Origin of the sequence: uncultured Streptococcus sp. (assembly GCF_963516515.1) — a bacterium.
In the GTDB taxonomy this organism is placed as follows: Bacteria; Bacillota; Bacilli; order Lactobacillales; family Streptococcaceae; genus Streptococcus.
In genome coordinates this window covers 24,351-38,173 of sequence record NZ_CAUQCJ010000009.1, presented here as the reverse complement: position 1 = coordinate 38,173, position 13,823 = coordinate 24,351, and the positions used below count along the sequence as shown (strand labels likewise).

Annotated in this window: 15 protein-coding genes, 1 pseudogene and 1 other annotated feature (1 of these 17 only partly in view); all 16 genes and pseudogenes read right to left on the bottom strand. The window is 41.4% G+C overall.

Going from position 1 to position 13,823, the window contains the following annotated elements; genetic code table 11:
- Positions 1 to 74: a sequence feature (ribosomal protein L20 leader region), on the bottom strand (it extends 58 nt beyond the left edge of the window).
- Between the two features lie 159 nt (positions 75 to 233).
- The 16 genes and pseudogenes from RYL77_RS03210 to tmk all read right to left on the bottom strand — a co-directional run bounded on the left by RYL77_RS03210 (position 234) and on the right by tmk (position 13,818).
- Complete coding sequence (locus RYL77_RS03210; protein ID WP_315009810.1) at positions 234 to 1,418, bottom strand: hypothetical protein; 1,185 nt, start codon at positions 1,416 to 1,418, stop codon at positions 234 to 236.
- Positions 1,419 to 1,421: 3 nt separating this feature from the next.
- Positions 1,422 to 2,009, bottom strand: a complete 588-nt coding sequence (locus tag RYL77_RS03205; protein ID WP_315009808.1) for an ABC transporter ATP-binding protein — start codon at positions 2,007 to 2,009, stop codon at positions 1,422 to 1,424.
- Positions 2,010 to 2,041: 32 nt separating this feature from the next.
- A pseudogene (locus tag RYL77_RS08955) lies at positions 2,042 to 2,234 on the bottom strand (hypothetical protein).
- 141 nt (positions 2,235 to 2,375) lie between these two features.
- Positions 2,376 to 4,616, bottom strand: coding sequence for a DNA internalization-related competence protein ComEC/Rec2 (locus tag RYL77_RS03200; protein ID WP_315009806.1), 2,241 nt, complete (start codon positions 4,614 to 4,616; stop codon positions 2,376 to 2,378).
- Positions 4,600 to 5,238, bottom strand: a complete 639-nt coding sequence (locus tag RYL77_RS03195) for a helix-hairpin-helix domain-containing protein (protein ID WP_315009803.1) — start codon at positions 5,236 to 5,238, stop codon at positions 4,600 to 4,602. The genes RYL77_RS03200 and RYL77_RS03195 overlap by 17 nt, the downstream gene beginning before the upstream one ends.
- A 66-nt stretch (positions 5,239 to 5,304) precedes the next feature.
- A complete protein-coding gene (locus RYL77_RS03190; RefSeq protein WP_315009801.1) occupies positions 5,305 to 5,874 on the bottom strand; it encodes a GNAT family N-acetyltransferase in 570 nt (189 codons plus the stop codon).
- A 107-nt stretch (positions 5,875 to 5,981) separates the two neighbouring features.
- Entirely contained in the window at positions 5,982 to 6,986 is a 1,005-nt protein-coding gene (locus RYL77_RS03185) for a PhoH family protein (protein ID WP_315009800.1), read from the bottom strand.
- A gap of 84 nt (positions 6,987 to 7,070) precedes the next feature.
- A complete protein-coding gene (locus RYL77_RS03180; protein WP_001232089.1) occupies positions 7,071 to 7,286 on the bottom strand; it encodes a YozE family protein in 216 nt (71 codons plus the stop codon).
- 8 nt (positions 7,287 to 7,294) lie between these two features.
- Positions 7,295 to 8,149: an RNA-binding virulence regulatory protein CvfB gene (cvfB, locus tag RYL77_RS03175; RefSeq protein ID WP_001095459.1), complete on the bottom strand. Its 855-nt coding sequence runs from the start codon at positions 8,147 to 8,149 to the stop codon at positions 7,295 to 7,297.
- A gap of 59 nt (positions 8,150 to 8,208) precedes the next feature.
- Complete coding sequence (gene frr / locus RYL77_RS03170; protein ID WP_001262225.1) at positions 8,209 to 8,766, bottom strand: ribosome recycling factor; 558 nt, start codon at positions 8,764 to 8,766, stop codon at positions 8,209 to 8,211.
- 8 nt (positions 8,767 to 8,774) lie between these two features.
- Positions 8,775 to 9,512 carry a UMP kinase gene (pyrH, locus tag RYL77_RS03165; protein WP_000002996.1) on the bottom strand — a complete coding sequence of 246 codons (738 nt, stop codon included), beginning with the start codon at positions 9,510 to 9,512 and terminating at the stop codon, positions 8,775 to 8,777.
- 83 nt (positions 9,513 to 9,595) lie between these two features.
- Positions 9,596 to 10,930, bottom strand: coding sequence for a methylenetetrahydrofolate--tRNA-(uracil(54)-C(5))-methyltransferase (FADH(2)-oxidizing) TrmFO (gene trmFO, locus RYL77_RS03160; RefSeq protein WP_265480145.1), 1,335 nt, complete (start codon positions 10,928 to 10,930; stop codon positions 9,596 to 9,598).
- A gap of 133 nt (positions 10,931 to 11,063) precedes the next feature.
- A complete protein-coding gene (gene rsmI / locus RYL77_RS03155) occupies positions 11,064 to 11,933 on the bottom strand; it encodes a 16S rRNA (cytidine(1402)-2'-O)-methyltransferase (protein ID WP_315009797.1) in 870 nt (289 codons plus the stop codon).
- Between the two features lie 2 nt (positions 11,934 to 11,935).
- Positions 11,936 to 12,253: a DNA replication initiation control protein YabA gene (gene yabA, locus RYL77_RS03150; RefSeq protein ID WP_000358228.1), complete on the bottom strand. Its 318-nt coding sequence runs from the start codon at positions 12,251 to 12,253 to the stop codon at positions 11,936 to 11,938.
- Positions 12,254 to 12,292: 39 nt separating this feature from the next.
- Positions 12,293 to 13,183: a DNA polymerase III subunit delta' gene (locus RYL77_RS03145; RefSeq protein WP_315009790.1), complete on the bottom strand. Its 891-nt coding sequence runs from the start codon at positions 13,181 to 13,183 to the stop codon at positions 12,293 to 12,295.
- The gene (gene tmk / locus RYL77_RS03140; RefSeq protein WP_315009789.1) at positions 13,180 to 13,818 is read right to left on the bottom strand and encodes a dTMP kinase; all 639 of its coding nucleotides are present in this window, start codon (positions 13,816 to 13,818) and stop codon (positions 13,180 to 13,182) included. Before tmk ends, RYL77_RS03145 begins: the two co-directional genes overlap by 4 nt.
- Between the last annotated feature and the right edge of the window lie 5 nt (positions 13,819 to 13,823).

Below are 13,823 nucleotides of genomic sequence, written 5' to 3'. Positions count from 1 at the left end.
TTAGAAACTTTTCATCCGTAGGGCCAGGCAACTTAATGTCACAAGGCGAGAAGCTCTCACTTCTGCTTTTCTCAACTTTTATATGATACCAAGTTTTCTAGCCCTTGTCAAGATAAAAAGTTATTTTTTTAAAAGTTTCTGTTTGTATTTTGTCTTGGTTTTCGAATCAAAAAGAGAGAAACAAGTTGATTCCCTCTCTATGTTAGTTTTTACTTATTTTCCCTATAGGAAAGCTAGGATCTATTAAAAAATTCTTTTTTCCGTGAACTTCCCCATCTTTCGATAAATAGAATCCCCACTAACAAAAGGACAATCAGGCAAGGAAGTAAAACTAGCCCCATGTCCCAATTTAGATTGACATTATCAATTTGCTTAGGTAATCTTCCAGACAAAATCTCCACTGAACGCAAGTAAGTAAAGGGAATCAGATGTGCAATCCTCTGAAGAGGCTGAATTGTTTGAATACCAAACAATAAGCCAACAATCCCAATAAGTGAAATAAAGAGGACAGGCATTTTTTGCTTGAAAAAGTAAGCAATCAAGTAGACGACTTCCACAATGACGATAAAGGCTAAGAAAGCTAAGAACAAGCCAGAAAATAACACATCTTGTATCTTTCCAATAGTTACCTCTTGATTCACTAAGCTATAAATCGGGTAGGGATAATCTAACTGTCCAAAACCACTTATCAGACTTCCCACTAGAAAAGAAAATCCGCTGATTCCGATAAACAGCACAGTTACATAGCCCACTCCAACTCCAAGAGAGGACATGGCAAATGTCACTTTTGAAAAAGGATATAACTGAGCTGTGTCCAGATGATTTTGATATCTTTCTGCAAATAGTTGCGTTAGCATAAAAATAATAGTAACCACAAACAAGCTTGGGATGATAGCCTCTAAAATCCAGACAATCTGATCAATCCCGTGGGTCGGATAAACTAAATTGTGCGCTTTTATGTTCAAGGGATATAGGGTTTGGTAAGTCTTTCGTTCGCGGTCAACCGCCATTTTTAAGTCAGAGCTAGAATTCGGTTCCTTTGATAAAATTTCATAACTCTTATCCAAAGCTTGCCACTGCAAATAGTAGGCTTCTTTCCAGCGTCCTTCTTTTAACAAAGCCAGAATTTCTTTCTTTTGAGTCAAAAGATTTTTTTGCGATTCTAAATTACTTTCAGCAATCTGGTATTCCTCCGAGCTGGTGTCAGATATTTGGGAGAGTTTCTCTTCATATCCATTGATGACTCTCTCACGGTCTACCAGACTAGTTTCCAACTCTCTCTCCAAGCTGACGGAGTTTGCAGTCCGACTATTGAAATAAAAGGTAACACCGAGTACAGATACAAATAAAGCTAAGATAATCCAGTTTAAGCGACTTTTGAAAACTTTTTTTAATAAAAATAGACCAACATCTTTCATAAACTAAACCTCTTCTATTTGCCCCTGATGAATGGTTACTACTCTATCGCAGACATCAAGCAACTCTTCCTTATAGTGGGAACTTAAAAGAACCAGCTGTTCTTGTCTATCGATTTGTGCTAGCCTATCAAAAAACTTCTGTCGATAATACTCATCTAAGCCATTTGTAATCTCATCCATAAGCCAGCATTTCGCCTGACTCAGGAAATACATGGCAATCACCAAGCGTTGCTTCATGCCTAAGGAATACTTGCGAATGGGAAGACTGATATAGTCAGACATTTCCCAGTAATTAATTTCATCCCCCAAGTTCAGCCCTGACTTCCAGATGTTCTTGATCAGGCGAAGATAGTCCATCCCACTTAAGTTTCCATCCAGCCATTCAATACTCTCATAATAAAACAAAGAAGGAGAGACTGCGATATTTCCACTACTTATAGGAATTAAATTGCTAATGGCGCGAAACAGGGTCGTCTTTCCAGAACCATTGATAGCAAGAATACCATAAATCCTACCCTTTTCAAATGTAAAATCAACATCTTGTAAGATGACTTGTCGCGTTTTTAAGGTCACATGAGTAAGATGCAACATATCTAGCCCTCCTTTTTATCACTCTTGAAAGATTAACAACCACCGTTGTAATAATTTATGTCTCTAAAAAATCGTAATTTCAACCACCATCAACGTTATACTCATCATATCTATCATAACGAGACTATGATAGTTCGTACTATATTCTCAAACAGTATTCCAAGCATACCGATAAGTTTTAAGGACGCTCACAGCAGATATACTGGACTGAAAAAGACCAACAATAAATTAACTAATTAAACGACTTTTGAAAATTTTTAATGGTTTTATATCATCGATATCGAAGACGCTTTCATTATATCGTTTTTATCATTATTATGCAACAGATTTTTAGTTTATTTTACTAATATATAATATTTGTACTTCCTATCGAACACTTTCGATTTTCCAACTATCCCATCCCTTAAAACGTATAGCTCCTTGCTGGTCAGTTCGGTAAACTTTGCTATTGATACCTTCCAGTCGGGTCAAGGTTTCCTGATGGGGGAGTTTGGTTCGATTGTTCTTTCCAACTGAGATGAGAGTCATCTCTGGTTTGAGCTGTTCTAGAAAGGCTGAACTTGATGATTTTTTAGAGCCATGTTGGCTAGCTTTCAAAACATCCACTTTCAAGTCTAGATATTGCTTCAGCATGTCCTTCTCTCCTTTGTCCTCCAAATTTCCTGTGAAAAGAAAGTTTTTATCCAAGAGTTTTCCATACAAAACCAGGGAATCTTCATGATCTCCATCTCCAATTTTACTTAGAGATAGGACTTCTAACTGACTTCCGAAAATTGGCAAATTCTCTCCCATTGTCACACTGCGCACCTTGGTTTGAGTCGCCTGTAGTTCTGCAACAAATTCCTTCTGTTTCAAACTGCCTTTGGACACTAAAATTTCGCCTACATGGAAAGCCTTGGTCACCTCCAACAAATCTCCAACATGCTCCTTATCTGTATTGGTCAAAATTAGCTGATCAATCTTGGCCACTCCTCGACTTTTGAGGTAGGGAATCAAGGTTCGCTGGGCATTGCTGGTCGTCGCCTTTTCTTGCCATTTTTCGATTTTCTTATCAGATTCTGCCTTGCCACCTACATCTATGAGAATGGTCTTACCAGTTACATCCCGTAGGAAAATACTTTCGCCTTGCCCCACATCCAGCATAGTGATTTCATTTTCCAGTGGATACTTGGTTAGGAAAAAGAGACCTGTAATCAATAAGCTCAATACTGCTAGCCTTTTAATGTTTTTCCTCAAATCATAGATTAAAGCCAAGGAAATTAACAATAAAATTAAAAGCCACGCATTAGGTTGTCCAAAGACAAGCGGTCTACTTGCCACCTGTGATACCAAGCGAATCATCCCCTCCAACCATTCAAAAATAAAATTAAGCTGAATAACTGGATAGAGAAAGGAAAGGGCAAATAAGATAGACAAGAGCGGTAAGAAGACCAAGTCAAATAGAAAAGAAAAGACAAAGGTCAAAAGGATGGACCAAGGTTGAAATTCCGCGAAATAGAAGGATAAAATAGGCAATATTCCTAAGGAGATGACTAGACTTTCTCTGGCAATAGCCTTAAGCCCCTCCCCTTCTTTGCTGGTCATGGTCAAGATAAAAGCATAAGCGCAGGACAAGACTCCTCCTGCAGTCAGGAAAAAGTTAGGCATGACAATAAAGAGGACAAGCACCGTCAAGGCAAAATTATCCAAGCCCTTAACCCCATGTTGAGCCAGTAACTTTTGCAAGAGACTGCGAATGACCGAAGCTGAAAATCCTGTTAGCCCTGCATAGATAAGAGAAAAGGGATAGGTCAGCCATTTCAACTTTTCTTGGGTCAAGCCTAATCGCAAGAGTAGTTTCTTAAACCCGTCCATGAAAAATCCTACCTGCATGCCCGACAAGGCAAATAAGTGGATAATTCCTAGACTAGAATAAAGCTCATTCATCTCCTCAAAATCTGTGTCCAGATGTCCTAATAGAAGCCCTGTCATGTAATTACGCATAGGGTCTGGAAAGTGCGTCTTAATCCAAACTACAGCCTTTCGACGTAAGCTGGACAGGTTTTCACCTATATCCCAACTGCCAACCTTTTGAAGTGACTGGATTTTTTTGATATTGAGAGTCTGGTAAATTCCCTGAGTCTTCAGATAAGCTTGGTAGTCAAATCCACCAAAATTCCTCTGCCCTTCTGGCTCCGAAAGCTTTCCTTCTAGTCCTATCTCATGAAGGTCGGTTAAAGCTTGAAAGGCTTCTTTCTCCTCCTCGGACTGGAGTTTATAATAGACTTGGAAAATGCGTCCATCAGACTTGCCACGAAAGGATAGACTGTCACCATTAACCTTAATAGTGTCAGGCAAAATCCGTATCCTTTCAACAGATTCCGCTAGGTTTTGACCAGCTTGACTCTGTTGCCAAGTTTGAAACAGAAACCAAAATCCAAAGATTCCGCAAATCACTAGAACTTTGCCTGCTGATTTCCAAGGAAATTGGAAAAAGAGACAGACAATCAGAAAAACAAAGCCCAACAAAGCAAGATAGGATGCTGAGAAAATAGCATAATAAAGCCAAAGTAACAGAAAACTCAGGTAAATTAGGGGAATGGGGAAATTCTTAATCCACTGTAACATAATCTTTTAGCTTTTCTATGGTCTTGGCACCAATGCCAGAGACTTTCTTGAGTTCATCGACCGACTTGAATTTCCCATTTGTTTCACGATGGTCGATAATGTCCTGAGCTCTTTTGCCACCTAATCCTTTGACCTGTTTAAGCTCTTCCAGACTGGCCTTGTTGAGATTGACCTTCTTTTCCTTGCTCGTTGAAGAAGCCGTTCCAGAACCTGCCTGCTGACTAGCTGCTTCTTCTCCCTTAGTTGGGACGTAAACCAGAGCTTCATCACTAACTTTCTGAGCTAGATTTAGCGATTTGCTATCTGCTTGTTCTGTCAAGCCACCAGCCTTCTGAACAGCATCATTGACTCGACTACCTACAGGCAAGTCATAAATTCCTGGTGCTTTGACAGCACCTTTGACATCTACTGTGATCATATCTTGTTCAATCAGTTCTTCCTTCACTTCCTTTTCGGTCGATGAATCCTTGGAAACAGCTGCAACTTCTGCCTGTAAATTCGTTTCCTTGACAGGTGTTTGTGGAACTGGTTTTAGTAGGAAAAATCCTCCTACAAGCAAGCCCAGACCAGTACAGATGAAAATGATTTTATACTCTTTGATTTTCTCGATAATTGCTTCCATATTTTCTCCTCTCTTAGATTATTCGTAAGAGAAAGAAAAAACAGTTGAAAATTTCTTCTCAACTGCTTATTTATTTGCAAAATAGTCTTCCTTGGTCAAGATATAATGAACTCTTGTAACGATTCGGCCTTCTTCATGCTGGTCCATACAAGCATATGGTTCTGCATGGGAAAAGCACATGCCTGATTTCTCCATGACCTTTCCTGACGCGAGATTAGCCTTATCGTGAAGGGCAGTCAACTTATTCATCCCTATCTTCTCAAAAGCCAGCTTAATCACGGCACGATTGGCTTCTGTCGTCAATCCTTGATTCCAATACTTTTTATTAATAATGTAGCCAATAGCTGCCTTCTTAAGAACAGGATCAATCTTGTGCAAATCAATTGTTCCGATAAATTTGCCATTGCTTTTTAGTTCTATTCCCCAACGTCCCAAGGGATTAGCCAAGTAGAACTGAGCAATGTTATTCTTGGTTTCTTCCAAACTTTGATTTGTTGGAAAAGTGTAGCGCGTATTTTCTCTGTCTGAGGCATACTCAAACATAGCTTCCGCATCATCCAAGGTTACAGGTCTAAGCAATAAATGCTCCGTTTCTATATACGGATACTGGGCAAATTTTACAAAAATTGATTCCATAAATTTCTTCCACTTAAAACGTTTCTAATCTAATATAAGGATATTGAATGAAATATTTAAAACGCAAATTTATACTTGGTATTGAGATAACTTTAAGTACAAAAGAACTATCCTTCAGATAGAGGTTGAGGATCTAATTCTTCATTCTCTGCTTTTTTAACTGGTACTGGTTCATAAGCTCGAATAATCTGAGCGACAACTGGATGGCGAACCACATCCTTGGCTGAAAAATGAACAAAGTCAATCTGGTGAATGTTCTTGAGTTTCTCTTGGGCATCAATCAGACCAGACTTGACGTTACGTGGCAGGTCAATCTGACTGATATCTCCATTGACAATCATCTTAGAATTAAAACCTAAACGAGTCAAAAACATCTTCATCTGCATGATGGTCGTATTTTGCGCCTCATCGAGAATGACAAAGGCATCATCCAAGGTTCGTCCACGCATATAGGCAAGGGGCGCAATCTCGATAATTTCACGCTCCATGAGACGAGTCGTTTGGTCTTTTCCCAGAATCTGATACAAGGCATCATAAACAGGTCGAAGGTAAGGATCTACCTTCTCCTTAAGATCACCCGGAAGAAAACCTAGACTCTCTCCTGCTTCCACTGCTGGACGAGTCAGGATAATCCGCTTAACCTGCCCACGTTTAAGGGCTGTCACTGCCAAGGTCACTGCAAGAAAGGTCTTCCCTGTCCCTGCTGGTCCGATTCCAAAGGTCACATCATGCTGTTTAACACTATCCACATAAAGTTTTTGACCCAGTGTTTTGACACGGATAGGCTTCCCTGTATTGTCCTTGATAATTTCTTCTTCGTAAAGGGCGACAAACTTATCAATTTCATCGTTTTTGACCATGCTAATTGCAGTCACCACATCTGGCGTACCAACGGTCATCCCACGATTTACCAAGACCATCAAAGCCTGAATAACCTGACGGGCTTCCTCACAGGTAGTCTCTTCTCCCAAAACCTGCACAATCTCCGTACGAGCATGAATCACCACATCAAGCTCTTCTTCCATCAAACGAAGATGGCGTTCATTGGAACCAAAAAGATGAAACAAGTCATCTGGATGACTCAGTTGAATGTCTATTGAATGTTCCTTCAAATAAAGAACCTCTCTAATTCTTTTATTTCTTTTTATTATAGCAAAGGGGTGGAGAAATTACTAGCCCAAACCCAGTGAATCATGCTAGTGTTCTAAGTATTCTTGCCAGATAGCGTCAAAGTCTCCTAGATTGAAAGAGAAACTAGCGTGCTCCTCCAAAAAGCGACTCACCTCATCAAAATCATCGGTGTGTTTTGGGAAGGAAGACTCTTCAAAAGCTAGGTCTGCCAAGATAGCTTTAGGACTGTTACTTTTAGGATTGCGCTCAGTCATGAGCCAAGTGTAAAATGATTTTCTCATATGTCTCCCTAAATCAACTCTGTCCCAAACTGGTCTTGCTTGATTTTGCCAGCCTTCATCAAGCCACCGAGTGCTTTCTTGAACTGACCTTTAGAAATGCCAAAGGTTGCCTTGATATCGTCTGGAGATGACTTATCATTTAAGGTCATGAAACCGCCATTGCTTTCCAAGTAAGTCAAAATCATCTGGGCATCATTTTCCAACATTTCAAAAGAACGTGGTTTGAGGGAGAGGTTCAAGGTACGGTCCACTTCACGGAAACCAATAACACGCGCATCTAATACTTGCCCCAAACGTGGCTCTGCATAGCGCTCGCTAGGATGGATAAAACCAAGCATGTTATTTTCTGGCAGGTAAACAAAAGTTCCTGACAGCTTGAGGCGGTATACAATGGCTGGCCAGTTTTGGTTCTGCATGTTGTTGTAGGCAGGACGAGCCAGACGTTGGAAGTCTTCTTGATAAGCCAAGAGACCCCAGATACGGTCTTTCTTGTCCACTTCAAGACGGATGTAGAGTTGGTCACCCTTCTTAGGCCAAAGTTCCTTGAGCTCAGGGAGAATATCGAGTGACACAACGATTTCCTTGTCAGGAAGGCCTGTATCCACAAAGACACCCAAGTCTTTACGAACTTCCGTTACAGTTCCCCAACCAAATTGGTCCTGAGTTGCAGTCACTTCTAAAGTGGTCAAGCGGAGTTTTTGCTTCATATCCGTGTAGGCAAAACCTTTAACCGTATCCCCTACTGTATGCTGACCTTCTTCCTTAGCAAGGGCATAGGTCTGGCCATCCTTTTGCACAAAGTAAAAACGGTCATTTTCATCGATGATCAGTCCAACGATAAAACTTGCAAGATTTGTATTCATATTTCCTTCTTTCGAATAAAACTCAGCCAGCAATGCCAACTGAGTTTTTCTGTTTATTTTTAGACTTCCAAAAGTTCTTTTTCTTTGTTGGCAGTCATGTCGTCGATGTGTTTAACAGCATCGTCTGTTACTTTTTGAATGTCTTTTTCAAGAGTCTTCAATTCGTCTTCAGTGATTTCTTTTGCTTTTTCTTGTTTCTTAGCTTCGTCCATAGCATCACGACGGATATTGCGGACAGCCACTTTAGCATTTTCGCCGACCTTCTTCACTTCTTTAGCAAGGTCACGACGAGTTTCTTCTGTAAGAGCTGGGATAACCAAGCGAATCACAGAACCGTCATTAGCTGGTGTGATACCAAGATCAGAAGCGTTCAAGGCACGTTCGATGTCTTTCAATGAAGACTTGTCAAATGGTGTTACCAACAAAACACGCGCTTCTGGAATCGTAATTGAAGCGATTTGGTTAAGAGGAGTTTCTACTCCATAGTATTCTACATGTACACGGTCAAGCAAGCTTGCATTGGCACGGCCAGCACGGATACCACCAAATTCACGAGCAAGTGATTGGTGAGACTGTGTCATTCTCTCTTTAGCTTTTTCAATAATTGCGTTAGCCATAATCTTTCTTATTCCTTTTCTTCGATATTATTTGAAACTGTTGTTCCGATATTTTCACCAAATACGACACGTTTGATGTTGCCTGGTTGGTTCATGTTGAAGACAACCAAGTCAATGTCGTTGTCCATTGAGAGGGTTGAAGCTGTTGAGTCCATGATACGGAGACCTTTATTGATAACATCACGGTGGGTCAATTCTTCAAATTTAACAGCTGTCTTGTCCTTCTTAGGATCGGCATTATAAACACCGTCGACACCATTTTTAGCCATAAGGATAGCATCCGCTTCGATTTCCGCTGCACGAAGGGCCGCTGTTGTATCTGTTGAGAAGTATGGTGAACCAATTCCGGCACCAAAGATAACGATACGGCCTTTTTCAAGGTGACGAAGGGCACGTCCACGGACGTAAGGCTCTGCCACTTGTTGCATTGCAATAGCTGTTTGTACACGAGTATCAACCCCAACTTGTTGCAATGAATCTGCCATCACAAGAGCATTCATAACAGTCCCAAGCATTCCTGTGTAATCTGCCTGAACGCGATCCATTCCTGCTTCTGCAGCAGGTTCTCCACGCCAGAGATTTCCTCCACCGATAACAAGGGCAATTTCGATACCTAAGCTATGAACTTCTTGAATCTCTTTTGCGATTGTTTGAACTGTTTGGATATCAATCCCTACGCCTCGTTCACCGGCAAGGGCTTCACCTGATAACTTGATTAAAATACGTTTATACTTGGGATTCGCCATTTTCACTCTCCTTTTTTTATCCTACCTATTTTATCACAATTTCTAAGATTTTTATAGTATCATGAGCAATTCTTTCAAAAAAATTAGACAGTTAAAAATTCCTCTAAATCGCTGAGGGCACGCTCTGCAATTTTTTCATAACGAGCCTTCTTATCACGGATACGTTCGCCTTCCAACTCCTTAATAATTCCGAAATTGACATTCATTGGTTGGAAATGTTTGCTGTCTGCATGAGTGATGTAATGAGCTAGACTTCCAATCGCTGTTGTCTCTGGGAAAATAGCCTCGCTTTCTCCCTTGAAAAGACGAGCCGCGTTAATACCCGCAACTAATCCTGAAGCTGCTGACTCAACATAGCCTTCCACACCCGTCATCTGACCAGCAAAGAAGAGATTTGGTTGTTTCTTAGAACGGTAAGTCTGTTCAAGAAGATTTGGTGAATCCATGTAAGAATTGCGGTGCATAACACCATAACGAACAAACTCAGCATTTTCAAGACCTGGAATCATTTGGAAGACACGTTTTTGTTCTCCCCATTTGAGGTGGGTCTGGAAACCAACAATATTGTATAGGCTACCAGCTGCATTATCCTGACGAAGTTGCACAACCGCATAAGGTGTTTTGAATTCTCCATCACGAGGTCCTGTGTAGTCGTCTGGATACTCAAGACCGACTGGTTTCATAGGACCATAAAGCATAGTTTTAATGCCACGTTTGGCCATGACTTCGATAGGCATACAACCTTCAAAGTACTTTTCTTTTTCGAAAGAATTGAGCGGCGCTTCTTCCGCATTGACCAAGGCTTCATGGAAATCCATAAACTCTTGCTTGGTCATGGGCGCGTTGAGATAAGCGGCTTCCCCCTTGTCATAACGAGACTTGAGATAGACCTTGCTCATATCGATGGTGTTGACATCGATAATAGGCGCTGCCGCATCGTAGAAATAGAAACCATCGCCGTCATTAAGTGCATGAATCTTTTCAGCCAAGGCATCGCTGGTCAAAGGACCAGTCGCCACAACTGTGATAACATCTGTCGGCAATTCTGTAATTTCATCACGAACCACTTCAATCAAGGGGTGGTTGGCAACTTTTTCGGTTACCATTTGGGAGAAACCGTCACGGTCCACCGCAAGGGCACCACCAGCAGGAACACGGGTTGCTTCTGCAGATTCTAAGATAACAGAACCTAAGCGACGCATTTCTTCCTTAAGAAGCCCTACGGCGTTTGTCAGAGCATCCCCACGTAATGAATTGGAGCAAACTAATTCAGCAAAATTGTCTGTTTTGTGCTGGGGTGTAGGCTTAACACCACGCATTTCATAAAGTTTAACTGGAATACCACGCTCTGCGATTTGGTAGGCTGCTTCAGAACCTGCCAAACCAGCACCGATAACATTGATATAAGATTGAGACACGACACTAATACCTCTTTGGGTGGAACCTAAGTTCATATCAAAACAAGGCACTGACTTGTTTAACACCCACAAATCTTTCTATTTTTTCTTCTACTAGTATAACAAAAAAAGGGAAGAAGGCAAACTTCCCTGTTTAGTCATTTTCTTCCCATTCGTGGTAGGCAGCGTAGAGCTGGCTTTTATTCCACTGGTATATCTTAGCTACTTCCTTGATAGCTTGATTTTTCTTCATGCCTTGCTGGATGCGGGATTGGATTTCTAAGAACAAGTCTTCCTCGTCTTTTTCCTCCACATCTTGGCTGGCACCTTCAACGATGAGAAGGCATTCGCCCTTGAGTGGATTTTCAGCGATGCTTTCTAGCAATTCAGAGATCTTTCCTCGTTGGTATTCTTCATAGATTTTGGTCAATTCCCTGACCAAGACGACCGAGCGGTCACCGTAGACTTCTAGCATATTTTCCAATGTATCTGCCACACGATGAGGCGATTCATAGAAAATTTGAGTTTCTGGATAGTCTTTTTTCGAGTCGAAAAATTGCTTTTGCTGACCTGATTTTCTTGGTAAAAAACCATAAAAGATATGTGGCTGTGGTGCTAAACCACTGGCAATCAAGGCCGAAATCCCTGCAGAGGCTCCTGGAACTGTGACAACCGCAATTTCTTCCTCAATAGCTGCCTTGACCAAATCATGACCAGGGTCCGAGATACTAGGCAGACCCGCATCGGATACCTGAGCAATACTTTGTCCTGATTTCAAAAAATCAATCAAATCAGGAATTTTTTCCTTGGCATTGTGCTCATGAAAACTGATCTGCTTTGTCTGAATGTCAAAATGCTTGAGCAAAAGGCCAGTATTGCGCGTGTCCTCAGCCGCAATCCAGTCCACTTCTTTCAGGGTTTGGATAGCACGAAAGGTCATATCATCTAGATTGCCAATCGGCGTTGCCACTAGATACAGCTTGCCATAGGGAGACTGCCCCTTAAAACTTTTTTGAATCTGCATGCTTACTCCCTGTATAACAACTCGTCACAGAACATACATTCCTCGTCCTGCTCTCGACGTTGTCCATAAAAATCATTACATACGTGAAATCCATCACGGTAAATGCGACGGACGCTTTCGCGAACATGCTTAGCCTTGACGGGAGCATCCGCTTCCACCTCACCCAAGCGTTCGCGCAACTTAGAATTTTCCAAGCGAAGAGCTGTATTTTCCTCTACCAGGCTCTTGAGATTTTTCTTGATAGCTTCTACATCGGCCAAGGTCACTAGTAACTGTTGGGAAAAATCATCCAGCGCGTCAAATAATTCTTTTTTGTCCATAAAACAGCCCTTTCCTTTCTTTATCGTTCATTTTTGAGTTTATATTTCTTTCAAGACCAGATATTCCATGGCATTTTGAAAGCTGACATTAGCTTGCCACATTTTTCTAGCTTCTAGCAAATCTTGTAAAATCACTCTTACTCTTGCTTGCAGGATATCTTGTCCACAGAGAACTTCAAGAATCCGTAAAACCTGATCTTGTTTTTCCTTGTCATCTGCCAAGTTGGCTAATTTAGCAACCTGCAGATAACTTTCTTTTTTCTTAGCTAATAACCAGGTCAGCAGGCGTTCACTTTCATCGACTAAGGTCCAAAAACTTGCCTGATTGGCCAACTTTTCTGCTTCAGCTCGCGATTGACTAAATTGAGCTAAAAGAGTTGCTTTTTTCTTAACCAGCCCCATTTGTTCTAAGAATAATATGAGTTTTTCTTCTTGCTTTTTAAAATGGAAAATCTGGGTCCGACTTCTGATGGTCGGTAAAATCTTTTCCTCATCACTAGTCAAGAAGAAAATATAAACCTCACTCTGGGGTTCTTCGATAACCTTGAGCAGAGAATTAGCTGCGTTGGGATGCATTTTATCCGCTTGCTCGATAATAAAGACCTGTTGCTGGCTTTCAATCCCTGCTTGGGAAAACTGCCCCACCAATTCTCGAATCCGTTCTGTCTTGACGACCTGATTGACTGGCTTAATCAAGGTGACATCGGGAAATTCTCCCTGTTCAATCAGCTTACAATTTCGGCATTTCTCACATGGCAACACACCTACTTTATCTGTACAAAAGAGGCTCTTAGCCAAAAACTGCGCCATTTCCAAGCTTCCAAAGAAACCTGAAAAGAGGTAGGCATGATTGAGCTGGTCTTGTTCTAGGATACGGACAAAGCGGTCAAACTGGTCTGGTTGCCAAGCCTTTAGTTGATCTTGTTTCATTTAGCTAATCCCATTCTGTCATACAAAACAGCCTTGGTAGCATCCACAACTTGGTCCAAAGGAAAGCTGGCATCAATCTTGACAATGCGATTTCCTTCTTTATCCAGAAGAGAAAGGTAGCCTTGACGGACTTTTTTATGCAAGTCCAACCCTTCCAAGTCCAAACGATTGACCTCGCGATCACTATTAGCAGCAATGCGAGCCAGTCCTTCTTCCACCTCGATGTCAAAATAGAGGGTCAAATCGGGTTTAAGGCCATCTGTCGCAAAGTGATTGAGCCAATCAATGGCGTCAATATCCAAGCCACGACCAAATCCCTGATAGGCAACGGAACTATCGATGAAGCGGTCCATAATGACCAACTTACCAGCTTCAAGTGCTGGAAGAACTTTTTCCACCAAGTGCTGTCTGCGACTAGCAATATAGAGAAGCAACTCTGTCTTCGCATCCATCTGAGTATGACTTGGATCTAAAATTACTTCCCGAATCTTCTCCCCAATCAAGACTCCGCCAGGTTCACGGGTCGTCAGCACCTCTACCCCTTTTTCCTCTAAAATTGGTAACAGTGCCTCTAAAACACTGGTCTTTCCTGCTCCCTCTGGTCCCTCAAGAGAGACTAAAAATCCTTTTGACATGTCTA

Coding starts and splice junctions, on each gene's coding strand:
- RYL77_RS03200 (WP_315009806.1), bottom strand. CDS start 4,616: ATGTTACAGTGGATTAAGAATTTCCCCATTCCCCTAATTTACCTGAGT.
- frr (WP_001262225.1), bottom strand. CDS start 8,766: ATGGCTAACGCAATTATTGAAAAAGCTAAAGAGAGAATGACACAGTCT.
- tmk (WP_315009789.1), bottom strand. CDS start 13,818: ATGTCAAAAGGATTTTTAGTCTCTCTTGAGGGACCAGAGGGAGCAGGA.
- RYL77_RS03145 (WP_315009790.1), bottom strand. CDS start 13,183: ATGAAACAAGATCAACTAAAGGCTTGGCAACCAGACCAGTTTGACCGC.
- RYL77_RS03180 (WP_001232089.1), bottom strand. CDS start 7,286: ATGAGAAAATCATTTTACACTTGGCTCATGACTGAGCGCAATCCTAAA.
- yabA (WP_000358228.1), bottom strand. CDS start 12,253: ATGGACAAAAAAGAATTATTTGACGCGCTGGATGATTTTTCCCAACAG.
- pyrH (WP_000002996.1), bottom strand. CDS start 9,512: ATGGCGAATCCCAAGTATAAACGTATTTTAATCAAGTTATCAGGTGAA.
- RYL77_RS03190 (WP_315009801.1), bottom strand. CDS start 5,874: ATGGAATCAATTTTTGTAAAATTTGCCCAGTATCCGTATATAGAAACG.
- RYL77_RS03205 (WP_315009808.1), bottom strand. CDS start 2,009: ATGTTGCATCTTACTCATGTGACCTTAAAAACGCGACAAGTCATCTTA.
- RYL77_RS03210 (WP_315009810.1), bottom strand. CDS start 1,418: ATGAAAGATGTTGGTCTATTTTTATTAAAAAAAGTTTTCAAAAGTCGC.
- cvfB (WP_001095459.1), bottom strand. CDS start 8,149: ATGAATACAAATCTTGCAAGTTTTATCGTTGGACTGATCATCGATGAA.
- rsmI (WP_315009797.1), bottom strand. CDS start 11,933: ATGCAGATTCAAAAAAGTTTTAAGGGGCAGTCTCCCTATGGCAAGCTG.
- RYL77_RS03195 (WP_315009803.1), bottom strand. CDS start 5,238: ATGGAAGCAATTATCGAGAAAATCAAAGAGTATAAAATCATTTTCATC.